Origin of the sequence: Enterobacter cloacae complex sp. IR5422, from assembly GCF_049238165.1 — a bacterium.
Lineage (GTDB): Bacteria > Pseudomonadota > Gammaproteobacteria > Enterobacterales > Enterobacteriaceae > Enterobacter > Enterobacter roggenkampii.
In genome coordinates, this window is record NZ_JBMKHT010000012.1 from 21,631 (window position 1) to 45,151 (window position 23,521).

A 23,521-nucleotide genomic window follows, 5' to 3' on the forward strand; every position below is an offset into this window, starting at 1 on the left:
CCCGCGGGCGAGCCTTATCAGATATGACGTAAGGTGCTAAACAGATCTGCCCATTCGCTGTGCTGGCGGTAGAAGACCGGCGGCTTGCCGAGCGGGGCATCAACGGTGACGTCACCGCCCCGGCAGATTTCCCCGGTCCACGCATTCACCCAGCTGTCCTGCGGCAGATAGAGCGACCAGTCGCGGCGCCCCTCTTCATGAACCGGCGCCACCAGCAGGTCGCGGCCAAACAGGTACTGGTATTTCAGCGTGTAGGCGCGCGCGTCGTCCTCGTAGTGCAGGAACAGCGGACGCATCACCGGCAGGCCGCTTTTCGCGTTCTGCGCGACCGCGGCTTTGATGTACGGCTTTAGGGTGGTGAAGACGGTGGTCATGCGCGCGAAGTGCGCGATGGTTTCCGCGTCGCCGTCGAACTGCCAGTTATCGCCTGGACGGTTGCCCTCATGGGTACGCATCATCGGCGTAAAGGCGCTGAAGTCGCACCAGCGCAGCAGCAGCTCCTTGCTGCGCTTCATCTCGAACAGGGTGGTGTAGCCGCCGATGTCGCTGTGGTGCAGGCCGTGCCCGGTCATCGCCAGCGACAGCGCCGCAGGGATGACGGACGCCAGACCGTCGTCCAGGCTCCAGTCGACGTTCTGATCCCCCGCCCACATCATCACCGAGTGCTTCTGGCTGCCGGTATAGCCCGCGCGCATGAAGAACAGGATCTCGCCGAGCTTGCCGGTCTCCTGAAGCGCTTCGTAGTTACATTTGGCCCACAGGGCAGGCCAGGCGTTATGCATGATCTCCGCGCTCACGCCGTTATGCAGGAAGGTGTCGGTCGGCAGGTACTCCCCGAAATCGGCCATCCAGCCGCCGCAGCCCAGTTCGATCAGGTTCTTTTTAATGACCTCTTTGTACCAGTCGTAGGCTGCCGGGTTGGTCAGGTCGATAACGCCCGCGTAGAACTCGCCGAACTCGACGTGGTAGTCCTCGCCGTTGGCGTTTTTGGTCAGATAGCCGCGTTTCGCGGCCTCTTCGCAGAGATCTTTATCGCTGGCGACGTACGGGTTGATATAGGAGAGGAACTGCACGCCTTCCTCTTTCCACTTCGCAATCCGCGCATCAAGCTGCGGATAGAGCGCGCTGTTCCACTTCCAGTTCCACATCACGCGCTTGCCGAAGGAGGTCATGCGAATGCCGGACCAGTCCTGCGCCCAGATGCCGTTGACCTTCACGCCGCCGTTACGCATGGTGTCGAGCTTCTGCTGACACACCTCAGTGCCGCCCTGAATGCCCAGCGTCACGCCGTCGTACACCCAGTCCGGTAGCTCTGGCTGACGCCCCAGCAGTCCGGTCAGTTTTTCCAGTAGATCGACGTACGTTTCCGCACATTCGAAGCGCAGCGTGGCGTTATCTTCCCAGAACGCCAGCTCGTGGAACTCCGGCGCGCTGAAGTCAAAGTTCATATAGCAGCTGTTATCCACGTGGCAGTAGTACTTCTGGGTGCTCACGAAGGTAGGCTGCGGGAAGAAGGTCCAGTAGTAGTCGCCGCCCGCGTTCTCTTTGCAGTCGGCCTGCCAGGTGACGTAGGTTTGCTTATTGCGGCCCACGCCCTGCTCGCTGGTCCACAGCGGGAACGGCTTGCCGCGCAAATCGAAATACGAGAACTGCTCGCCGCAGCCGTAAATATGATCGTCTGGCTGCGCCGCCAGCCGCAGCCAGATGCGGTTATGGCTGGCGGCGTCATTTTTCAGCTTCAGCTCCAGACGGCCTTCCGCATCCACGCCCACCAGCAGCGTCGCGCTTACCGCATCGCCGCGGGTAAAGCGGATCGCCCAGCCCGCGTTTTGCTGCGTGACGGTCGCGTCCGTCATGGCAATCTTTTCGTTGAGCTTGTCTTTGATGCTGAAGTTGCCGCGAAACATCTCGATATCCGCCTCGCCTGCGCCAATCCACAGGCAAGGGGCATCCGCGGTGTGGGATAAAATCAGACGGTCCTGCCAGCGCAGGGTGAAGCCACTTTCGTTATTTTTCAGGTCAATATTGTGTAGGGTACGCATAAACACTCCGTCTTAATTATTTGGCCTGGCTATCCAGTAATCCGGCGGCGACGGCAGGGGCTAAGCCCGGGGCCAGCGGCAGGCGGGGGATCACCAGGCAGTGCAGCAGGTGGTAAATATCCTGCTTGCCGTCCCAGACTTTGGTGGTCACTTCATTGTTGGTGTCCAGCTCCTGCCACCAGGATCCGTTCTCATAATCCATCAGGTATTTGATGCAGTAATCCCACCACTTCTGATACCAGGCTTCGTACTGCGCCTCGCCGGTCACGGTATAAAGGGCATAGGCCGTGCCCATCGCCTCGACGATCGGCCAGCGCACGCGTTCGCGGACGATTGGCTTGCCGTCCCAGCCCACGGAATAGACAAACCCGTCGGCGCCGTCGGGTGCCCAGGCGTCGCGGATGGTGGCGTGGAACAGGCCTTTTGCATCTTCCAGCAGCCACTCCGGCGGGGTTTCAAAGCGCGCTTCCAGCGCGGCGCGCAGGTGCAGCATCAGGCGGCCCCACTCAATCCAGTGCCCCGGCGTGCCGCCGTAGGCGCGGAAGCGGTGGGCGGGATTATCAATGTTGTAATCGCGGATCGGGTTCCAGCTGGTGTCGAAATGCTCGTTAACGCGGTACTCCCCTTTGCGCGCGACGTCGTGAATAATCACCGAGGCGATGCGCAGGGCGCGGTCGAGCCACTTACGATCGTGGGTCACGTCATAGACGATGAGGAAGGCTTCCACGGCGTGCATGTTGGCGTTACCGCCGCGATAGTCTTCCGTTTTGCTGAAGGCTTCATCCCAGGACTCCAGGCACATCTGCTCCTGCTCGCTCCAGAAGTAGCGCTCAATCACCTCGATGGCATCGTCCAGCAACTTACGCGCCTGCGGGTGACCCGTGGTCACGGCGCTCGCCGCGCCCAGCAGGACGAAGAAGTGCTGATAGCCCTGCTTGGAGGCGTCAATGACGCCTTCATCGTTTACGCAGGCGTACCAGCCGCCGTGCTGCTTGTCGCGCAGCGGACCGTTGAGGGCATTAATGCCGTGCTCAACCAGGGCATACGCGCCGGGACGGCCCATGTTCGCCGCCACCGCGTAAACGTGCAGCATACGCGCGGTGATCCACAGATGCGTGCCCATATCGCTGCGCACCTGCCCGTTATTGCCCAGCCAGCCAAAGCCGGTCGGCACGGCGGCATTTTTGCCGAAATCAAGAATGCGGTCGGTCTCTTGTTCGAGCCAGCGGTTATGGCTCAGGGTGTTAAACCATTTCATGTTCGGATCCTTTCTTAACGGCGAGCCATCATTTCGTCGACGATCTCACCCAGACGCTGAAGTTTGGGGACGGAGATATCACGCAGCATCAGCTCGGTGTCCGGCAGGCCAATCACAGAGGACCAGACGGCGCGACCGGCTAAAAAGCCTGAGGCCCCCGCCTGCATGGCGACGCTTACGGCGCGCGGGAAGAGCTTATCGTCCACGCCGGAGGAGAGGATCACCCACGGCATGGCGATGTTCTCGTTCAGCTTTTGCGAGGCTGTCAGCAGTTCCTGCTGCGTGCCCTTGCCGAACAGCGGCATCTCCACCTTGTAAAGGTCGGCACCGCTGTCGCCCAGCTCTTTGGCCGCGTCGATAATCGCCTGTTCGCGGTTAAACGCGGCACCGCGACGTGGCGGACGCACCACCGGCTCGATAATGCTCAGCAGACCGTTATCGTGGCACAGCGTATTGAACGCTTTCACCATCTCCAGGCGCTGCTGCGGATCTTCATCGCTGCGCCACAGCACCAGCAGCTTCAGTGCTTTGCCGCCATCGCGTTTGACCGCCTGCGCGTCGACGTTCTTGTCGATCGCCACGCTGTCGACCGGAATACCGTTCCCCGGAATAAACTCGTCGGCGGCCACAATCATCGCGCAGCTGTTGGCCACGGCCTGCTGCTCGACAATCTGGCGATAGCAGAACTGCTGGTCGACGAGAATGGCGGAGGCGTACGGCGACAGAATTTTTGCCGCGTTGACCTTAAAATCGGTCAGGTGCTGGTCGGTTACCGGTACCGGCGCGCCTGCGGCAGCAAACATCATGCGCATCGCTTCGCGCTGATCCACGGCCAGCATCGCAAAACCGCCGGAAGGTCGGGTGATATCTTTCAGGGTGTACATCGTCATTCCTCAGTCCTTTCGTATCAGTGTGTTTTTTTCAGCCCGGCAGATGCGCGAACCTGTTCAAGAATGGCCGTCCAGTCTTCGCGCCCGCGCCCGGCGGCGCGTGCCTGGTTGTAAACTTCGCGGGAAGCCGCGCCCAGCGGCATCGGAACGTGGAGCTGGTTGGCCACGTCGAGGGCGATCCCCAGATCTTTATGCGCAAGGTCGATCATGAAGGCGGGAGAAAGATCCCCTTTCAGCACCTTGTTCGGCCAGGATGTCGTGAAGTGGCCTTTACCCGCAGGCGTACCGCTCATGACCTTGAGCGCCACGTCAAAGGAGAGGCCAAGCGCTTCGCATAGCACGGCGGCCTCGGCGGAAAGGGCGTTCAGGGCAATGCTCATGTAGTTATTGATAAGCTTCACGCGAATGCCCATGCCTGGCCCGCCGGCGTTAATCAGCTCATTGCCCATCGCCATTAAGACCGGGGTGGCGCGCTCAACCTGCTGCGCCGTGCCGCCCGCCAGCAGGAGCAGCGTGCCGGCGATGGCATGGTCAGAGGTGCGCCCGACGGGCACGTCCATCAGGCTGAAGCCTTGCTCAGCCATGTCGCGTATCAGCGCGTCGGTTTGCAGCGGGTGAATGGTGGACATATCAATGACCAGCGCGTCGCGGGATAACCCTTCGCACACGCCGTGCTCGCCGAACAGGACGCTGCGTACCAGGTCGCCGTTTGGCAGCATGGTGATCACGAATTCCGCGTCCGTTGCTGCCTGCGCGGGCGTTGCCGCCGCCCGAGCGCCGCTCTCTGCCAGCGCCTGAACCGCCTGCGGGTTCACGTCAAAGACGTTAAGCTGGTGACCTTGTTTCAACAGATTCTTCGCCATTGGCGCGCCCATCTGCCCTAAACCGATAAATGCGATTGCTGACATGCCTTTCTCCTGTCACATCGTGTCAATTTTTGTGCGTTTATGTTGTCTGTTTTTGATCGTATTTGTAATTTATAGTCAAAAAATTGACACGGGTCACTTTTTAAACATTTGGTGAAATTAAAATGAAGGCATCAGAAATCGCAGAAGGAATCACCATGACTCGCATCGTTTGTGTCGGCATTACCGTGCTGGATCGCATCTGGTATCTCGATGATTTACCAAAAGAAGGTGGAAAATATGTCGCAAAAGACTATACGGAGGTGGGCGGCGGCCCGGCGGCAACGGCGGCAGTGGCGGCGGCGAAACTGGGCGCGGAAGTGGATTTTATTGGCCGGGTGGGTGATGACGATACCGGCAGACGGCTGCTCGCGGAGCTGGAATCCCTGGGGGTGAAGACCCGCTACACGCGCGTGTTTAAGGGTGCCCGATCGTCACAATCGGCGGTGCTGGTGGACGCAGGCGGAGAGCGCGTGATTGCCAACTACCCCAGCCCCGATCTCCCTGCGGCGGCAGACTGGCTGCAAGAAATCGACTTCTCTCAGTGGGATATTGTCTTAGCCGACGTGCGCTGGCATGACGGGGCAAAACAGGCATTTACCCTGGCCCGTCAGCAGGGCGTTCCGACGTTGCTGGATGCGGATGTCACCCCGCAGGACATCGCGGAGCTGATCGCCTTAAGCGACCACGCGGCCTTCTCCGCGCCGGGGCTGCGGCGCCTTACGCAGCGGGACGAAACAGAAAATGCCCTGAGAAAAGCACAAACGCTCACAAATGGACATGTGTATGTTACGCAGGGGCGAGACGGGTGCTTCTGGCTGGAAAACGGCGCATTGTGCCATCAGCCCGGCTTTGAGGTGAACGTGGTGGATACCACGGGGGCGGGCGACGTGTTCCACGGTGCGCTGGCGGTCAGCCTGGGGCAGCAATTGCCCGCCGCAGACGCCGTGCGTTTTGCCAGCGCCGTCGCAGCGCTGAAATGCACGAAGCCCGGCGGGCGCGCGGGTATACCTGACTGTGATCAAACCCGCTCTTTTTTGTCACTTTTTGTATAAAATGCGGGGCGTGATGGTTTTCAGAGGACAGCCCATGAGCCTTACCGAACTGACCGGCAACCCGCGTCACGATCAGCTGCTGACGCTGATTGCCGATCGCGGCTATATGAACATTGATGAACTGGCGCAGCTGCTGGATGTCTCCACGCAAACCGTGCGCCGGGATATCCGTAAGCTCAGCGAGCAGGGGCTGATCACGCGTCATCATGGCGGGGCGGGCAGGGCATCCAGCGTGGTGAACACGGCGTTCGAGCAGCGTGAAGTCTCGCTTACCGAAGAGAAGCGGGCGATTGCCGAAGCCATTGCGGACTATATTCCCGATGGCTCGACTATTTTCATCACCATCGGCACGACCGTGGAGCACGTTGCCCGGGCGCTGCTCAACCATAACCACCTGCGCATTATCACCAACAGCCTGCGGGTGGCGCATATTCTGTATAAGAATCCGCGCTTTGAAGTGATGGTGCCTGGCGGCACGCTGCGCCCGCACAATGGCGGGATTATCGGGCCTGCGGCAACGGCGTTTGTGTCTGGTTTTCGGGCGGATTATCTCGTGACCAGCGTGGGGGCAATTGAGCACGACGGCGCGATGATGGAGTTTGACGTCAATGAAGCCAGCGTGGTGAAAACCATGATCGCCCACGCTCGCCACATTCTGCTCGCAGCCGATCATACGAAATTTACCGCATCCGCGGCGGTAGAGATTGGCAACGTGGCGCAGGCCACGGCACTCTTCACCGATGAGATGCCTGGCTCGGCTCTGCAAACTCACCTGAAATCCAGTAAGGTTGAAATCATCCTGGCCAGTACCAGCGATGATATTGCCTGAAGCAAAAAAAGCCGCTGAGCAAACAGCGGCTTAAATATTGTTATTTAAAGCTGTATTTCACCCCTAACATCCCCTGCGTATCGCTGTAGCCTTTATCGCCTATCTGCTGAGCCACGTTGCCCCATACGCTAAGCTGCGGCGTAATCTGCCCCTCTACGCCGGTCTTGAGTTCACCGATATTGCGCGAACCATGCATGTCATTGCTGACGTCATCCATGCGGATACGCGTGGTCTGGGTGTTGTGGATCCAGTTCGCTTCGATAAACGGCTGGAAGGTCCGTGATTTACCGTCGTCAATCGCGTTATGTCCGCTGATGTAGGCCTTCACGCCGAGACGTGTCATCAGGTTGCCCTGAGTCTCGTCTTTCACCCGCGTGCCGTTGCGCTCGCGATGATCGTCAGCCTGCACGTCCATCCAAACGGCCTGCGCTTTCGGCTGGATCCAGTAGCTGTTGCGGTCGCTTTCGCCCACCTTAACGCTATAGCCCGCTTCGACAGAGGCGGTCACGCCGCTGGAACGATAACTCTCAGTGGCCTGATCCTGTCCCATTACCTTATTGTCGAACCAGTTATACAGCACCCAGCTATCAACGTAGGTGCCACTTTTATCCGCCTCGTTTGCGTACCAGGTACCATACAGACCGACGCTATAGCCATTCACTTCACCGCGTGAGCGGTAGCCGGTCAGGCTGGAAGCGCTCCGGCTCTGGCTGTTGCCGTAGCCTGCCATCAGGCCGAGATGCCAACGGTCCAGGCCATCGGTGCTCCACTGGGCGACATCGCCACCCAGCTGCAGCACGTAGCGATTGGCGGTGGTTTTTAGCTGGCCGCTGCCGTCTTTAAAACGCGTATGACCGCCGACGTTACGCATCCACAGGCTCGTCACTTTCTGCTCGCCCGTAAGGATGTCGGTGTATTGCGTTTCACCCAGACGATCGTGCAGACGGGTCATAAACAGCGTATTGGCCGCATAGCTGTTTGCCAGATAGCTGCCAAATTCCGGGCGATACTGGTGCTCGCTTTTCGGTGGTGCAGCTGGGGGAACCGGCTCTTGCGGCGGGATCACCGGGTCAACGGGCGGATCTACCGGGTCCACTGGGTCAACAGGTGGATCTACGGGGTCGACCGGTGGGTCTACAGGATCAACGGGCTCGACCAGGCTGGTCAAAAACCAGTTTTTACCTTTTTGCACAACGTTATAGTCATAGCCCCCCGCCACGATACGGCTGGCCTTCTCAAACGTCCCCTCAGAGTTGCCGCCAACGCTGACAATTTCAATCCCTTCTACGGTTTGCGCGCCGGCACCGCCAATGTTGTTCACTTCCACCCCGGTATGACCGGAGGTGTTGCCTTCAACGATCAGTTTGTCCGTTTCCGAAGTGTCGTCAAACAGCACGGTATTGAAGACCAGCTTGCCGCCGTTGCCGATAAAATCATCCTTGATGGTCAGCGTTTGCCACGCCGCGTCCTCTGCATGCTGGAAATTAATCGTGCCGCCCGCATTCAGCGTCAGGCTGGTCAGCGTGGAGCTGTCGCGCAGATTCCAGACGGCATCATTCATCGTCAGTGCGATAGTACCGGTACCCGCGGCGTTGCTCTCAATGAAGGACGCTCCGTTCCACAGGGAATTGTCATCCATAGTCAGCGTAATGGTACTGTTTTGTGCCGGAAGCGAGCTGGTGGCCGCGACGCCGCCTGCGGAAAGGATATCGCCGTTGAGGATGAACTTGCCTCCTGCGGACGCATCAATCACCCCGCCGTTACTGGCGTTCAGGGCATAGCTACCGCTGTCGCGCTGGCCTGCGGTGGTAATGGTTGCACCACCCGCGAGCGCTATCACGCCGCGCGACCAGGCATACATCCCGTGCGGCGCCTGCGCGGAGCTGCTGGTTTTCTCGCTGCTGTTTACCGCAATGGTGACGTTATCTCCCAGATTCACCGCACCGGTGTACGCGTAGACGCCGTGCGCACTGGCACCGTTGGTCGTGATGGTGGCGCCTTCATCAAGGGTGATGGTTGACGAGCCGGTAGAATAAACCCCGGAGGCACTGGCCGCGTCGGTGGTAATCGTCGCGCTTTTGCCTAGCTCAATTTTTGACGCAGAGCCCGCGTACAGGCCATAGGCCGATGTGCCGTACGTTTCGATGGTCGCCACATCGCCCAGCCGGACGTATGAGCCGCTCTGGTTGGTACGAATTCCCTCAGCGTAAGTCCCGCGCGTCACAATATGCGCACGATCGCCGACGATAACGTTATTTTTTGCCTTTGAGGCATCATTCAGTGCATAAGCGCTAATCCCGCGCCCGGTGCTGCCCGTGGTTTCGATATAGAGATCGTCACCCACATAAATATTGGCGGAGCCGAGAGAACCCTGACTGAAGGAGCTGTACCCGGCATTGATGCCGTCACCGCTTTGGCCATTAACGTAGATGTGGGTGCGGTCGCCGGTAATGATAAATACCGGGTTGGCCGGCGTGTTCATCCCGTGGGTACGAATACCGTCGACGTCTTTACCATTATTGGCAGCCACTTTTGACTGGGTGCGAATAGTCAGATCGTCACCAAATATCACGCCCGGGCTGCCGGACGTGGAGTTCTGAATAACGGTAACGGAATGCTCAAAGGCTTCCGCCCCAGGCCCTTCGAGGGTGATCCCATCTCCGTAAATCGGGATATTCCCCGGGCTGTACTGGTAGACATAGTTAGGATCGCCGGTATTTTTGCTAAAGTTCGCGTTTGCCGTTGCAGGTATCAGTGCCTGTATTTCTGCAGGTAAATCCGTTACCGCTCCGGAGGCAGGTAAATTAGCAAAATCTATTACCGCTGCATGTGCGGTAAATAGTGCTGACGTTAACGCCAGCGAAATCGCAGCGGCGACTGGTGAGTGTTTCATTAAATATGGCATGACTGCCCCCTTTCTTTCAGGCGTAGAACATCCTCCACACCATTAGATGTGGGTAGGTAAACAGGTTGAAATTACAAAATAGAAACGAGAATTTTATGAATACTGGTGCCTAACTTCCTCTCAAGTCGTATTTTATGAACATAAATTTTTTTAACATCAATGCCGTCTGATTTTATAATCTCCTGGAGGCACGCACCTGACAAAAATCTGTTCAGTAACGTAAATTCAACAGCGTTCAACATACTGCCGCGTCTGCTATTTACCCGTCTCCCGGAGAAAAGATGGCTGATTTTTTCCTTTAATATAATGTCGTTATCATTCGAATAAATAATTCCCTTTATTTCACTGCGCTGCATGAAAAAATAATTGGCCAATGCTTCCAGCTTGCGGTCTGTGATAATCACGATGTTCATGTTAGTTCTCACCAGACGTTCAATCCATTGCGGATCGGCAAGTACGCGCAGGTTGCAAAACGAAAAGTCTACAAATATAAAGCCGCGTAATAAGTGATTCTTGTTTCCTTGCAATATTTTATTTTCTACTGCAATCTGCAGGAAATGGTTACCACCTGGCCAAACTGCGAATGAGGCATTTCCACAATATTGTGAACGTACTGCGTTATCTGGAAATAACTGACAGGACAATTCACAGCTCATACAGCGGACAACCTTATGCGACGATGTCATCATCCAGTCCACTCCTGTCTTATTTTCACTGTCAATATTTCACTGCCATCCAAATGTGTCAATCTTGAAACATATCCCGTGCCCCTCTCTTGTTTATGATAAATAGTGGTGAAGAATATAAATTCCTGGTGATGTCTATTTTGTCAGGCCGTAGCCATAGCGAAAGGACATACTTTGGCCATCGTATTCCAGGACTATTCTTCAGCCCCTTAAGATTATTCGACAAAAAAAATCCCGGAGGACGATTTACGAAATAGCACTAATAGCTAAAGATTCGTTTCTTAAATCGGCCGTAACGACAGTCTTTTCGCGACTTGGGGCTCAATATAATGAGTGGGCCGGGCGAAGTGTAATGAAATCTCATTATGTCGTTTTAGATGAGAGAAACCTAAGAAAACTGTCTTTTAACCGATTGAAAAATAATGTGTTATTCTTAATCTTAGTTGGGGTGGTATCGCGTCCTGATCCTTCTGACCTATACTGTTGTTAAATATACGTATATCTTTCTGGTGTATATAGTTAAGGGTTGTTATTGCTGAGGAAAGGAAAATTGTATCTTATTAACAAAGTGGTCGAGTATGATCCAGAAAACAAAAACCTGGTAAATCATATTACCGGGCGCTCGATACAATTGCAGCTTCCTGCCAACCTCTGTTTTCTTTATCTCATCACCCATCCCGGAGAAATAATTTCGCAAAACCAGTTAATGGTGGTGGGATGGGGGGAGCGCAATGACGTCACTACGCCGAATACCTTTTACCAGGCTATTTTGACATTACGCAATGCCCTCGCTGAGGTGGGCTTACCGCGCGATACGGTAAAAACGATTTCGCGTCGCGGGCTTATGCTTTCCGAGGCTACCGAGGTTGAATTATTTGTCCCAACCGCTGAGCCAGTCATAGCCAATAAAGACGTGGTCGTTGCCAATGGCGCCGCAAGGCAGAGGCCAGCCTGGCTGATAATAACGACCGCAACGCTTTTGTTGATCGCGCTTATCAACGGGGGAATATTATATAAAAAGCACCAGAACATGCCGTTTAGTCACTACATTCCCCTTTCAACGGGCAGCACGACCCAGGCCTGCCAACTTTTTTATGCACCTAACGAACATATTCAGGATCATTACGTGCGCCTGCTAAACAATAATCCCGGTCTGTGTGCCGAAAAACGATACGTTTTTCTCGTCGGCTATAGTAAAACGGAGCGAATCGCGGCGTTTGTCTGTAATAACGATGCGCGAAGGGACGCGACGGCGTTATGTACCACCCATTATTTTTGGGCGCACGAAAAATGATGACTCTCCGGAACCGTATCATTTTGCTGGCGGCATTTCTGGCGGCCGCTATTACCAGTGGCTGGTTAGCTTATTCGCATTTATCGAGTACGCCGATACGCTGTACGGGAGATGTGGAATGGACGATTGGTAAAAACCGATTTGTGGGTACGGTTTCCTGGCGGATGCAGCATCGGGAGGGGTCTACGGTTATTAACGGTAAATTATTTGGTCAGACGGTTACTGAAGTTAATCGTACCATCTATTTTCACTACAGTGACCATGAGAACGCGCGCGTGTTAAATAACAATCGTATTGTTAAAACCTTTGCCGATAATGCGGATGAGGCTGATATCAACGCAACGCTACCGGGTTTTTACCGCACGCCGGGTAGGGAGCTGAGCCTGATGATCGATGAGTATCGGGGGGCCTGGATTTTTGCCGCGTCAAACGTCCCTTCGCTTTACTGTCGTAAAAACGCGCCGTAAAAATCGATCGCACACCTTAGACCGCATCCATAGTCAAATCTCTTTATTCCCGCTACAGTTACCTCTCCACGGCGAGCAGGAGATAAACATGCTTTATATCTTTGATTTAGGAAACGTCATCGTCGATATCGATTTTAATCGCGTGTTGGGTGCATGGAGCGATTTTAGCCGCGTGCCGCTGGCGACCTTAAAGCAGAATTTCGCGATGGGCGAGACCTTCCACCAGCATGAGCGCGGTGAAATCAGCGATGAAGCATTCGCTGAACGTTTCTGCCAGGAGATGGGGCTTTCGTTAAGCTATGAACAGTTTTCCCACGGCTGGCAGGCGGTATTTGTGGCGGTTCGCCCTGAGGTGATCGACATCATGCACAAACTGCGCGAGCAGGGACATCGGGTCGTTGTGCTGTCAAATACCAACCGTCTGCACACCACGTTCTGGCCTGAAGAATACCCTGAAGTTAAGGCGGCGGCGGATAAGATCTACCTCTCGCAGGAGATGGGGATGCGTAAGCCTGAAGCGCGAATCTATCAGGCTGTTCTGCAGGCAGAGGGATTCACCGCGGCCGATGCGGTCTTTTTCGACGACAACGCCGATAATATAGAGGGAGCTAACCAGTTGGGTATTACGTCAATTCTGGTGACCGGAAAAGAGACGATACCAGACTACTTTGCGAAGCAGCTATGCTAAAAACCGTTCATCAAAAAGCCACGCACCATACTCGCCCGCTGCGGGCCTGGCTGAAACTGCTCTGGCACCGGATTGATGAGGACAATATGACCACGCTGGCGGGTAACCTCGCCTACGTGTCGTTGCTCTCATTAGTGCCTCTGGTGGCAGTCATCTTTGCCCTGTTTTCCGCCTTTCCGATGTTTGCGGACGTCAGCCTGCAGCTTCGTCATTTTGTCTTCGCGAATTTCATTCCGGCAACCGGGGATGTCATCCAGAACTACATTGAGCAGTTTGTTGCTAACTCCAGCAAGATGACGGCAGTGGGGGCATGCGGTCTTATTGTCACCGCGCTGCTGTTGATGTACGCCATCGATAACGCGCTGAACACGATCTGGCGGAGTAAAAAAGCGCGGCCAAAGGTTTATTCCTTTGCCGTGTACTGGATGATCCTCACGCTGGGGCCGCTGCTGGCCGGGGCGAGCCTCGCGATCAGTTCGTATCTGCTCTCCCTGCGCTGGGCGAGCGATTTAAACGGCGTGATTGATAATGTGCTTCGCATCTTTCCGTTGATCCTGTCGTGGCTCTCGTTCTGGCTGCTCTATAGCGTGGTGCCGACCACGCGCGTGCCTAACCGCGATGCGGTCGTGGGGGCGCTGGTGGCGGCGTTGCTCTTTGAGCTCGGTAAGAAAGGGTTTGCCCTTTACATCACCATGTTTCCGTCCTATCAGCTGATTTACGGCGTGCTGGCGGTGATCCCCATTTTGTTTGTCTGGGTCTACTGGACCTGGTGTATCGTCTTGCTTGGTGCTGAAATAACTGTCACTCTCGGTGTATACCGCGAACTTAAAAAAGCAGCAGAAGCTGAAAAACAACAAGAAGCAGACCAACCATGATTGCATTGATACAGCGCGTAACCCGTGCCAGCGTCACCGTGGAGGGAGAGGTGACGGGTGAAATTGGCCCAGGACTTTTGGTGTTGTTAGGTGTCGAAAAGGATGATGACGAACAAAAAGCCAACCGCTTGTGTGAGCGCGTGCTGGGCTACCGTATTTTCAGCGATGCGGAAGGCAAGATGAACCTGAACGTCCAGCAGGCGGGCGGCAGCGTGCTGGTGGTTTCCCAGTTTACGCTGGCAGCGGATACCGAGCGCGGCATGCGCCCGAGTTTCTCGAAAGGCGCCGCGCCGGATCGTGCAGAAGCACTTTACGAGTACTTTGTTGAGCGTTGTCGCCAGCAGGAAATGAATACGCAAACCGGACGATTCGCTGCAGATATGCAGGTATCGCTGGTGAACGATGGCCCCGTCACATTCTGGCTCCAGGTATGAGCATACTTACGGCGTGGCCGCGGGTAACAAGAGAGAGTACAGCTATGTATCACCTTCGAGTACCGCAAACGGAAGAAGAGTTAGAAGCCTATTACCAGTTCCGCTGGGAAATGCTACGCAAGCCATTACATCAGCCAAAAGGCTCTGAGCGAGACGCCTGGGACGCGATGGCCCACCATCAGATGGTGATGGACGAAGAGGGCAACCTTGTGGCCGTCGGGCGTTTGTATATCAACGCCGATAACGAAGCGTCTATTCGCTTTATGGCGGTTCATCCCTCCCTGCAGGACAAAGGTCTGGGGACGCTAATGGCGATGACCCTGGAATCCGTCGCCCGTCAGGAAGGCGTTAAGCGCGTCACCTGTAGCGCCCGCGAAGATGCCGTGGAATTCTTCGCTAAACTCGGTTTTGTGAATCAGGGTGAAATCACAACCCCGCAAACCACGCCGATTCGTCATTTTTTGATGATCAAACCCATCGCCACGCTGGACGATATTCTGCATCGCGCCGACTGGTGCGGACAGCTGCAGCAGGCCTGGTATCAGCACATTCCGCTCAGCGAAAAAATGGGCGTACGCATTCAGCAGTACACCGGACAAAAATTTATTACCACCATGCCGGAAACCGGCAACCAGAATCCGCACCACACCCTGTTTGCCGGAAGTCTTTTCTCACTGGCCACGCTCACCGGCTGGGGGCTTATCTGGCTGATGCTGCGCGAGCGCCATCTGGGCGGGACCATCATTCTGGCCGATGCCCACATTCGCTATAGCGCGCCGATAAGCGGCAAGCCGACCGCCGTGGCCGATCTGGGATCACTGGGTGGCGATCTTGACCGTCTGGCACGCGGTCGCAAGGCGCGCGTACAAATGCAGGTCGAACTGTTTGGCGATAAAACGCCGGGCGCGGTGTTTGAAGGCACCTACATTGTTCTTCCGGCGAAGCCTTTTGGCGCGTATGAAGAGGGCGGGAACGAGGAGGAGTAATCTCCTGTTTACGCTCCCCGGGCGTGCTGAATCCGCCCGGCGATATCCTGCATAACATCTCGCGCTGATTGGCTAATTCCACCAAGCTGGAAGAAGCCATGTATTACTCCCAGCCATCGCTGAGCGGTACACGTCACTCCTTGCTCCGTGAGGCGTTGAAACAGCGCCTCACCTTCATCGCATAACGGATCGTACTCAGCGGTAACGATATGGACAGCTGGCAGGCCGCTGAAGTCTTCTCGCCACAGCGGGCTAACTTCAGGATGCTTACGGTCGGCTCCAGCCAGATATATTTCATAGCCGCTCAGCAGGGTATCGCGAGTAATTACGTAATCCATGCCGTTGAGGGTATAGCTTTCAAAACTGGCCGTGGCGTCGAGCATGGGGTAGATAAGAATAAGCTGTACAGGCTGCCAGAGCCCTTTAGCCTTAAGCCGCAGCGCCGTTACCAGCGCAAGATGTCCCCCCGCGCTGTCTCCGCAAAAGGTGATCCGGTTTTTATCCACGCCCAGTTTATCCGCATATTGCCAGACCAGATCTGCACCTCTTTCCGCATCGTCATGTGCGGCGGGGAAGGTATGCTCCGGCGCCAGCCTGTATTGAATCGCAACCACCCGGCAATTGCCGTAGCAGGCTAACTGACGGAGCTGGTTGTCATGGGTATCAAAGCCGCCGCTGATAAAGCATCCGCCGTGGTAGTAGATGGCAGCAGGCAATAGTTCAGGCGCATTGAGAGGTGAAAATACCCGAATGGTAAGACCCTCAAGAACAAGCGTCTCCACCTGAACGCGCGTTTCGGTCTCCCCGGCAAGCCCTGTGCTGGCAATATAGCCTGCTCGTCGCACCTCAATGCTCTGGCGACGTGACGAGGGCCGCCCTGCAGCGATAAATCCCTGAACCAGCTGTGCAATACCCTTTTCCAGCGCCATGAATAATCCCTTTTACTGTATGGATGAACAGTTTTATAGCCTGGTTTGATTCAAAAGAAAACAAGAATAGTGTTGAAGGCAACAACCTGGAAAGCGGCTCGCAAAGGCGATAACGCGTCTCTCAACGAGAATGGAGAGTATCTGGCATGAAAGGCGGCGGGTATTGCTGTCGAATTACAGGCCGGGCAAGCACGCGCCGCCCGGCACTGTCACAGGGAATTACTCCCCTTCGCCCGGGAACAGGAACGGGTTGATCGAGCTGCGGGCAAAGCCCTCCTGCTCCATCTTTGCGTCCAGAATCAGCGAGGCGAGATCGTCGGCCACCGCTTCGACTTTCGGGTCCTTTTCCTGATAGAGAATCTTCAGGTAGGTGCCGCAGTCGCCGCAGCTTTCGGCTTTCACCGCCGCGTCTTCATTCTCCAGCGACCAGTAGTTCAGATCGCGGGTCTGCTCGCAGTTGCTGCACTTAATGCGCACCACGTGCCACTCGGTTTCACACAGGTTGCAGTGCAGGTAGCGCAGCCCCTGAGTGGTGCCGATTTGCACCATGCTCGATACCGGCATAGAGCCGCATACCGGGCAGAACTGGCGCGCCTCGCCGTATTCGGCGCGAGCTTTGCCCGGGATCAGGCTTGCCATTTGTGCCCAGTAGAGCGACAGGGCTGCCCAGATAAACGGCGCCTTATCGCTGCTGACCAGCGAGAAGTCGGACGCGAACAGCGCGCTCGCCATCTCTTCAAGCTCTTGTTCGGACGCTTTTTCCAGATTCTCAATGACCGCCAGCGCGGTTCCGCTCATTTCCGGCTTCAGCTCGGCAATCAGCGAATGCAGCAGCTTTTGCCAGTGCTTGTCGCGCGGCAGGACGTGAATGTCCAGCGGCGGCTTGCCCTGCGCGTTGGCTTCTTTGATCCGCGCGGTCAGGTCCATTTGCAGCGGGTGGTCGTACAGCACCACTTCCTGCGCGTGGGCGACCAGCGCGGCAAAGCGCAGAAAATCACCCAGCGGGTTGTTCTCTGCCAGCTCGCGCAGACGCTCTGCGCGGCGGTTGTAGAGGTTCTTGAGTCTGGGGAATAACAACGGCGGAATATAATCCGCCGTGCGTTTCTCGCTCGACCCCAGCTCATCTTGCGGGATTATGCGAATACTCATTCAGATGACTTTTCCTGTTTCTGGCGGACTTCACGGTACCAGCGCGGGTGATGTTTCTTCGCCCACGTGCTGGTGACCCATCCCTCCACCATCGCGGTAATGGTGCCTTTCACCCAGAGGGCGGCGTAGATATGCACCATGATAACCACAATTAACGCCACTGCGGCAAATGAATGCAGCATCAGCGCGAATCGGATCACCGGGATTGAGAAAGCAGGCGCAAAGTACGGACGCCAGATGATCACGCCGCTGACCAGCAACAGGACCAGGAAGATAATCGCCGCCCAGAATACGCATTTCTGGCCGAAGTTATAACGCCCGGTGTCACCCACCTCCTCGTTGACGACGATCTTACGAATATTCTTCGCCCAAAAGATATCATCCCGATTGATTAGGTTATGGTGCCAGTAGCGGAAAAACATGATGATGAACGACGCGAACATGATGACGCCCACAAACGGGTGCAGGATGCGCGCCAGCTGTGGTGTCCCCATGATCTGCATCAGCCAGTTGAAGGACGGGAAGAAGAACCCCAGCCCGCTTATCGCCGCCAGCATGAAGCAGAAGGCAGTGACCCAGTGGTTGATGCGTTCCGGCGCGGTGTAGCGCACGATGGTGTCACGTTTTCTCATTTGCGCACCTCGTCTTTCTCTTCATGCAGGTTGTCGTCTTCCTCTTCCGCGCGGTTCGGACCGACGCCGACGTAGTGGAAGATGCTCGCTGCAAAGGTGGCAGCAAAGCCCACCGCTGCCAGCGGTTTCCAGATGCCTTTCCAGAACTTCACGGTGGCGCTGATTTCCGGGTTCTCCGGCAGGCCGTGATACAGGTTCGGCTTGTCGGCGTGGTGCAGCACGTACATCACGTGCGTACCGCCAACCCCGGCCGGATCGTACAGGCCCGCGTTGTCGTAACCACGGGTTTTCAGCTCGCCCACGCGCTCTGCCGCCAGCGTTTTCATATCCTCTTTAGAACCAAAGTGGATGGCGCCGGTTGGGCAGGTCTTCACGCACGCTGGCTCCTGGCCGACGGTAACGCGGTCCACGCACAGGGTGCATTTGTAGACGCGGTTGTCTTCCGGGTTCAGGCGCGGTACGTCGAACGGACAGCCCGCGATGCAGTAGCCGCAGCCAATGCACTGCTCGGACTGGAAGTCGACGATGCCGTTGGCATACTGAATGATAGCCCCTTCTGACGGACATGCCTTCAGGCAGCCCGGATCCGCACAGTGCATACAGCCGTCTTTGCGGATAAGCCATTCCAGCTTGTCGTTCTGCTCCACTTCCGAGAAACGCATCACCGTCCAGGACTTGGCGGTCAGGTCCGCAGGGTTGTCGTACACCCCGACGTTGTGGCCCACTTCGTCACGCAGATCGTTCCACTCAGAGCAGGCCACCTGACAGGCTTTACAGCCGATACAGGTGGTCACGTCGATAAGCTTCGCCACTTCCTGCTGGTGGTCCCGCGCCTGAGGCGCGGGCGTGAAACCGTTAGTCGCGGAACGACGGATAATGTCTTGAGATTGATAAGCCATAAGTCGTCTCCGTTACACCTTTTCCACGTTCACGAGGAAGGCCTTAAACTCCGGCGTCTGCGTGTTCGCATCACCGACGAATGGCGTCAGGGTGTTCGCAATGAACCCTTTCTTCGCCACCCCCTCATAGCCCCAGTGAATTGGGATGCCGATGGTATCCACCTGCTGACCGTGAACGTTCAGCGTGCGAATACGCTTGGTCACCACCGCCTTGGCCTTGATGTAGCCGCGGTTAGAGGAGACCTTCACGGTATCGCCATGGGCAATGCCGAGCTTGTTCGCCAGCTTCTCGCCGATCTCCACAAACTGTTCCGGCTGCGCGATGGCGTTAAGCAGCGCGTGTTTGGTCCAGTAGTGGAAGTGCTCGGTCAGACGGTAAGTGGTGCCCACGTACGGGAACTTGTCCTTTTTACCCAGCGCTTCAAAATCGCTCTTGAAGATACGGGCTGCCGGGTTAGAAACCACGTTCGGGTGCAGCGGGTTGGTGCCCAGCGGCGTCTCAAACGGCTCGTAGTGTTCCGGGAACGGACCTTCCGCCATCTTATCGATAGCGAACAGACGCCCCATCCCTTCAGGCTGCATGATAAACGGCCCGACGTCGCTGCCTGGTGCGGCAGTGCTGTAGTCCGGAATATCCACGCCGCCCCATTTCGCACCGTCCCACTTCAGCAGCTGACGCTTCGGATCCCACGGGTTGCCCTGCGGGTCAGCGGACGCGCGGTTATAGAGGATACGGCGGTTGAGCGGCCATGCCCATGCCCAGCCCAGCGTATTGCCCAGACCCGACGGGTCGGCGTTATCGCGGTTGGCCATCTGGTTGCCTTTCGGCGTCCAGCTACCGGCAAAGATCCAGCAGCCGCTGGAGGTGGTGCCGTCGTCACGCAGGTGCGCGAAGGTACTGAGCTGATCGCCTTTCTTCGCCAGCACGGTGCCGGTGGCCGGGTCGATAACGTCCGCCAGCGCCTTACCGTTGCTCTCCATCGCCACTTCTTCCGGCGCTGGGTTTTCCGGCGTCGAGTAGTTCCAGGTCATGTTCAGCACAGGCTCAGGGTTCGCGCCGCCTTCAGCCGCATACATCTTACGCAGGCGTAAGAAGATACCGGCCAGGATCTCGCCGTCGTTCATGGCGATGCCCGGGGCGTCCGCGCCTTTCCAGTGCCACTGCAGCCAGCGCCCGGAGTTGACGATAGAGCCGTTCTCTTCCGCAAAGCAGGTCGATGGCAGACGGAACACTTCGGTCTGAATCTTCGACGGATCGACGTCGTTCGATTCACCGTGGTTCTGCCAGAAGGTCGAGGTTTCGGTATTGAGCGGGTCAATCGTCACCAGGAACTTCAGTTTCGACAGCGACTCAACAACCTTGTTCTTGTTCGGGAACGAGGCAACCGGGTTAAAGCCCTGGCACAGATAGCCGTTCACTTTGCCCTGATGCATCATCTCGAAATACTGCAGAACGTCGTAACCTTTGTCCCACTTCGGCAGCCAGTCAAAGCCCCAGCTGTTTTCCGCCGTCGCTTTATCCCCGAAGAACGCTTTCATCATTGAGACGAAGAACTTCGGATAGTTGCCCCAGTAGTTCACCTGGCCTTCAAGCAGCGGTTTAGGCGTGCTGGCCGTCAGGTAGGTTTGCAGGTCGGTCTGTTTCTCGCTTGGCAGGTTCATATAGCCCGGCAGGCTCTGAGACAGCAGGCCGAGGTCGGTCAGACCCTGAATGTTGGAGTGACCGCGCAGGGCGTTCACGCCGCCGCCTGCCATCCCCATGTTGCCGAGCAGCAGCTGAACCATCGCCATGGTGCGGATGTTCTGCGCGCCGATGGAGTGCTGCGTCCAGCCGAGGGCGTACAGGAACGACGCGGTTTTATCTTTCGCGCTGGTTTCGGCGATCAGCTCGCACACCTTCAGGAAGTCCGCCTTCGGCGTACCGCAGATGTTTTCGACAACCTCCGGCGTGTAGCGGGAGACGTGCTCTTTCAGCAGGTTCCACACGCAGCGCGGGTGTTGCAGGGTGGTGTCACGCTTCGCAAAACCTTTCTCATCCAGCTCGTAGTTCCAGCTGGTTTTGTCGTACTTGCGTTTTTCGGCGTCGTAACCGCTAAACAGACCATCTTCGAAGTGGTAATCCTCACGCACGATCAGGCTGGCGTTGGTATAAGCTTCGGTGTATTCGCGGTTGTATTTTTCGTTGGTCATCAGGTACAGCAGTAAGCCTGACAGGAAAGTGATGTCAGTACCTGAACGAATAGGGGTGTAGAAATCCGCCACTGACGCAGTACGCGTGAAGCGGGGATCGATCACAATCAGTTTCGCACCGTTGTGGATTTTGGCTTCCATCGCCCAGCGGAACCCGACAGGGTGCGCTTCAGCGGCGTTACCGCCCATCACCACAATGAGGTTGGCGTTCTTGATGTCGACCCAGTGGTTGGTCATCGCACCGCGACCAAATGTTGGAGCAAGACTTGCTACCGTTGGTCCGTGTCAGACACGCGCCTGGTTGTCGACCGCGAGCATACCGAGTGCGCGCGTAAATTTCTGGGTTAAATAACCGGTTTCGTTGCTGGAAGCAGAGGCACACAGCATCCCGGTGGAGAGCCAGCGGTTGACCGTGACGCCGTCGGCGTTCTTCTCAACAAAGTTGGCATCGCGGTCTTCTTTAATCAGTTTAGCGATGCGGTCAAACGCCTCTTCCCAGCTGATTTGCTGCCATTTGTCGGAACCCGGCGCGCGGTATTCAGGGAATTTCAGGCGGCTTTCGGAGTGGATAAAGTCCACCAGACCGGCCCCTTTCGGGCACAATGCGCCGCGGTTAACCGGGTGATCCGGGTCGCCTTCGATATGGAAAATAGACGCTTTGGCGTTTTTAGCACCGTCGCCGAGGCTATACATCAACAGCCCGCAACCGACAGAGCAGTACGTACAGGTATTACGGGTTTCACGGGTGCGCAGCAGTTTATACTGCCGCGTTTCCGCCAGCGCTACGCCGGGTGCAAAGCCCAGTGCCGCTGCCGTGGTGCCTGCCATACCGCCAGCGCAGATCTTAAAGAACTGCCTTCTGCTGACCTGCATGGGTCACTCCTTGTTTCGACATTGCTTACATATGTAGTTTTGACTTCGCGGTTGAAGAATGACCGCAAAGGAAAAAATTTGCGTTAATCCCTCAATTCCACGAGGGATATCATCAGAATACCACATTGTCGGTACAGCTGTTCTAATGGCGTTAATACAAAGTGAACGTATTATCACCATGTTGATTATAAAGTGTGATATCGATCACGTTAACAGCTCTGCATGTTAAAGCGGTGTAGCCGGTGGCAGGTTGCACCCCTGCTAAATGAGTAGGAGAATGGTTGTCGAAAAGTTGATCCATACTATGCGTACAGCCTGTGGTTTATGCTGCAATAGCACGCTCGCTTCCGTGGTTGTTCAGGAATACCGCTGTGTCTAAACAAAACCGTGATCCCCACTCGTCACCCCTGCCTGCCGGCATAGTGGAACTGTCGGTACACCGACCGCCCCACATAACTCATGCCATACCCGATTTTCTGGCCGAAGAAGTGCCCGTTGCGCTCGTTTACAACGGCATCTCGCATGTGGTGATGATGGCGTCTCCGAAAGATCTTGAGCTGTTCGCCATCGGTTTTTCCCTCTCGGAAGGCATCATTGAGCATCCGCAAGATATCTATGGCATGGACGTGGTGCAGGCCTGCAACGGCCTGGAAGTGCAAATCGAGCTCTCCAGCCGCCGCTTTATGGGGCTGAAAGAGCGTCGTCGCGCGCTGGCCGGGCGTACCGGCTGCGGCGTGTGTGGCGTTGAGCAGCTCAACGATATTGGCAAACCTGTTTCACCACTGCCGTTTACTCAGACCTTTAATCTGGCGCACCTCGACCCTGCGCTTGAGCACCTCAACGATGTACAGCCTATCGGCCAGCTCAGCGGCTGCACGCACGCGGCGGCGTGGGTATTGCCGTCGGGAGAGATTGCCGGTGGGCATGAAGACGTGGGCCGCCACGTGGCGCTGGATAAGCTGCTCGGTCGTCGTGCACGTGAAAGTGAGGTTTGGCAGCAGGGCGCCGCGCTCGTTTCCAGCCGAGCCAGCTATGAGATGGTGCAAAAATCGGCGATGTGCGGGGTGGAGATCCTGTTTGCCGTGTCGGCGGCAACGACGCTGGCGGTGGAGGTGGCCGAGCGCTGCAACCTGACGCTGGTGGGCTTCTGCAAGCCGGGAAGGGCGACGATTTATACCCATCCTCAGCGATTAATAGTTGATCAGTAATTTTGAATGATATTGGCAAATCCTTCCGCTTTTAGTTGTTCGCGATGAGGTCTAGTATTTATCTCATCAAGGCACGGTGCCTTACCTAAACAACTTAATGAAAGGGTTTAAATCATGAAAAGCATCAAAACTTTTGTCGCTGTAATCGCTCTGGCTGCTTCTTTCGGTTCTTTCGCTGCGCAGACTGTGACCGCAACCGCCTCTACCATTGATGGTGCAGAAGCGAAAATCGCGGCTTAGGCTCAGGAAGCGGGCGCGTCTTCGTACAAAATTACCCAGGCATTCACCGGTAACCGCGTACACATGACTGCTGAACTGAACAAATAA

Annotated in this window: 20 protein-coding genes and 1 pseudogene; 10 read left to right on the forward strand and 11 right to left on the reverse strand. The window is 56.2% G+C overall.

Features of this window, described 5'->3' with window-relative positions; genetic code table 11:
* Window positions 1–17 precede the first annotated feature (17 nt).
* The 4 genes from ACOTXT_RS08225 to yihU are packed head-to-tail and all read right to left on the reverse strand — an operon-like array spanning window position 18 to window position 5,098.
* Window positions 18–2,042, reverse strand: a complete 2,025-nt coding sequence (locus ACOTXT_RS08225) for an alpha-glucosidase (RefSeq protein WP_055322444.1) — start codon at window positions 2,040–2,042, stop codon at window positions 18–20.
* 16 nt (window positions 2,043–2,058) lie between these two features.
* Window positions 2,059–3,300 carry a sulfoquinovose isomerase gene (gene yihS / locus ACOTXT_RS08230; RefSeq protein WP_021242782.1) on the reverse strand — a complete coding sequence of 414 codons (1,242 nt, stop codon included), beginning with the start codon at window positions 3,298–3,300 and terminating at the stop codon, window positions 2,059–2,061.
* Between the two features lie 14 nt (window positions 3,301–3,314).
* Window positions 3,315–4,190, reverse strand: coding sequence for a sulfofructosephosphate aldolase (yihT, locus tag ACOTXT_RS08235; protein WP_055322445.1), 876 nt, complete (start codon window positions 4,188–4,190; stop codon window positions 3,315–3,317).
* A gap of 17 nt (window positions 4,191–4,207) precedes the next feature.
* On the reverse strand, window positions 4,208–5,098 hold the full coding sequence (gene yihU / locus ACOTXT_RS08240; protein WP_008501847.1) for a sulfolactaldehyde 3-reductase: 891 nt from the start codon (window positions 5,096–5,098) through the stop codon (window positions 4,208–4,210).
* Window positions 5,099–5,253: 155 nt separating this feature from the next.
* On the opposite strand from yihU, the gene ACOTXT_RS08245 reads away from it, so the two are divergent.
* Both ACOTXT_RS08245 and ACOTXT_RS08250 read left to right on the forward strand, forming a co-directional pair.
* Window positions 5,254–6,150 carry a sugar kinase gene (locus ACOTXT_RS08245; protein WP_055322446.1) on the forward strand — a complete coding sequence of 299 codons (897 nt, stop codon included), beginning with the start codon at window positions 5,254–5,256 and terminating at the stop codon, window positions 6,148–6,150.
* 34 nt (window positions 6,151–6,184) lie between these two features.
* Window positions 6,185–6,979 (forward strand): DeoR/GlpR family DNA-binding transcription regulator, encoded by a 795-nt coding sequence (locus ACOTXT_RS08250; protein WP_021242785.1) that lies wholly within the window; start codon window positions 6,185–6,187, stop codon window positions 6,977–6,979.
* A gap of 40 nt (window positions 6,980–7,019) precedes the next feature.
* Here ACOTXT_RS08250 and ACOTXT_RS08255 read toward each other — a convergent pair whose 3' ends face one another.
* Both ACOTXT_RS08255 and ACOTXT_RS08260 read right to left on the reverse strand, forming a co-directional pair.
* Window positions 7,020–9,884: an autotransporter outer membrane beta-barrel domain-containing protein gene (locus ACOTXT_RS08255; protein WP_063930056.1), complete on the reverse strand. Its 2,865-nt coding sequence runs from the start codon at window positions 9,882–9,884 to the stop codon at window positions 7,020–7,022.
* Between the two features lie 71 nt (window positions 9,885–9,955).
* Window positions 9,956–10,573 (reverse strand): hypothetical protein, encoded by a 618-nt coding sequence (locus ACOTXT_RS08260; RefSeq protein ID WP_021242787.1) that lies wholly within the window; start codon window positions 10,571–10,573, stop codon window positions 9,956–9,958.
* A gap of 547 nt (window positions 10,574–11,120) precedes the next feature.
* Here ACOTXT_RS08260 and ACOTXT_RS08265 point away from each other — a divergent pair.
* From ACOTXT_RS08265 to fabY, 6 genes are all read left to right on the forward strand, one after another.
* Window positions 11,121–11,864 carry a winged helix-turn-helix domain-containing protein gene (locus ACOTXT_RS08265; RefSeq protein ID WP_055321892.1) on the forward strand — a complete coding sequence of 248 codons (744 nt, stop codon included), beginning with the start codon at window positions 11,121–11,123 and terminating at the stop codon, window positions 11,862–11,864.
* Window positions 11,828–12,331, forward strand: coding sequence for a hypothetical protein (locus ACOTXT_RS08270; RefSeq protein WP_227156930.1), 504 nt, complete (start codon window positions 11,828–11,830; stop codon window positions 12,329–12,331). The genes ACOTXT_RS08265 and ACOTXT_RS08270 overlap by 37 nt, the downstream gene beginning before the upstream one ends.
* Before the next feature lie 88 nt (window positions 12,332–12,419).
* On the forward strand, window positions 12,420–13,019 hold the full coding sequence (gene yihX / locus ACOTXT_RS08275; RefSeq protein ID WP_008501839.1) for a glucose-1-phosphatase: 600 nt from the start codon (window positions 12,420–12,422) through the stop codon (window positions 13,017–13,019).
* Window positions 13,013–13,894, forward strand: a complete 882-nt coding sequence (locus ACOTXT_RS08280; RefSeq protein WP_021242790.1) for a virulence factor BrkB family protein — start codon at window positions 13,013–13,015, stop codon at window positions 13,892–13,894. The genes yihX and ACOTXT_RS08280 overlap by 7 nt, the downstream gene beginning before the upstream one ends.
* Window positions 13,891–14,328: a D-aminoacyl-tRNA deacylase gene (gene dtd, locus ACOTXT_RS08285; protein WP_008501836.1), complete on the forward strand. Its 438-nt coding sequence runs from the start codon at window positions 13,891–13,893 to the stop codon at window positions 14,326–14,328. The genes ACOTXT_RS08280 and dtd overlap by 4 nt, the downstream gene beginning before the upstream one ends.
* A 44-nt stretch (window positions 14,329–14,372) precedes the next feature.
* Window positions 14,373–15,314, forward strand: a complete 942-nt coding sequence (gene fabY / locus ACOTXT_RS08290) for a fatty acid biosynthesis protein FabY (RefSeq protein ID WP_333164956.1) — start codon at window positions 14,373–14,375, stop codon at window positions 15,312–15,314.
* Between the two features lie 8 nt (window positions 15,315–15,322).
* On the opposite strand, the gene ACOTXT_RS08295 is transcribed toward fabY, so the two are convergent.
* From ACOTXT_RS08295 to fdnG, 5 genes are all read right to left on the reverse strand, one after another.
* Window positions 15,323–16,243, reverse strand: a complete 921-nt coding sequence (locus ACOTXT_RS08295; RefSeq protein ID WP_055321893.1) for an alpha/beta hydrolase — start codon at window positions 16,241–16,243, stop codon at window positions 15,323–15,325.
* A 219-nt stretch (window positions 16,244–16,462) separates the two neighbouring features.
* Window positions 16,463–17,392: a formate dehydrogenase accessory protein FdhE gene (gene fdhE, locus ACOTXT_RS08300; protein ID WP_008501833.1), complete on the reverse strand. Its 930-nt coding sequence runs from the start codon at window positions 17,390–17,392 to the stop codon at window positions 16,463–16,465.
* Entirely contained in the window at window positions 17,389–18,024 is a 636-nt protein-coding gene (fdoI, locus tag ACOTXT_RS08305) for a formate dehydrogenase cytochrome b556 subunit (protein WP_008501832.1), read from the reverse strand. Before fdoI ends, fdhE begins: the two co-directional genes overlap by 4 nt.
* Complete coding sequence (gene fdxH / locus ACOTXT_RS08310) at window positions 18,021–18,923, reverse strand: formate dehydrogenase subunit beta (protein WP_008501831.1); 903 nt, start codon at window positions 18,921–18,923, stop codon at window positions 18,021–18,023. The genes fdoI and fdxH overlap by 4 nt, the downstream gene beginning before the upstream one ends.
* Before the next feature lie 12 nt (window positions 18,924–18,935).
* Window positions 18,936–21,986 carry a formate dehydrogenase-N subunit alpha gene (gene fdnG / locus ACOTXT_RS08315; RefSeq protein ID WP_100245871.1) on the reverse strand — a complete coding sequence of 1,017 codons (3,051 nt, stop codon included), beginning with the start codon at window positions 21,984–21,986 and terminating at the stop codon, window positions 18,936–18,938.
* A 371-nt stretch (window positions 21,987–22,357) separates the two neighbouring features.
* Here fdnG and fdhD point away from each other — a divergent pair, with 371 nt between their 5' ends.
* The gene (gene fdhD, locus ACOTXT_RS08320; RefSeq protein ID WP_055321895.1) at window positions 22,358–23,194 is read left to right on the forward strand and encodes a formate dehydrogenase accessory sulfurtransferase FdhD; all 837 of its coding nucleotides are present in this window, start codon (window positions 22,358–22,360) and stop codon (window positions 23,192–23,194) included.
* A 114-nt stretch (window positions 23,195–23,308) separates the two neighbouring features.
* A pseudogene (locus tag ACOTXT_RS08325) lies at window positions 23,309–23,521 on the forward strand (DUF1471 domain-containing protein).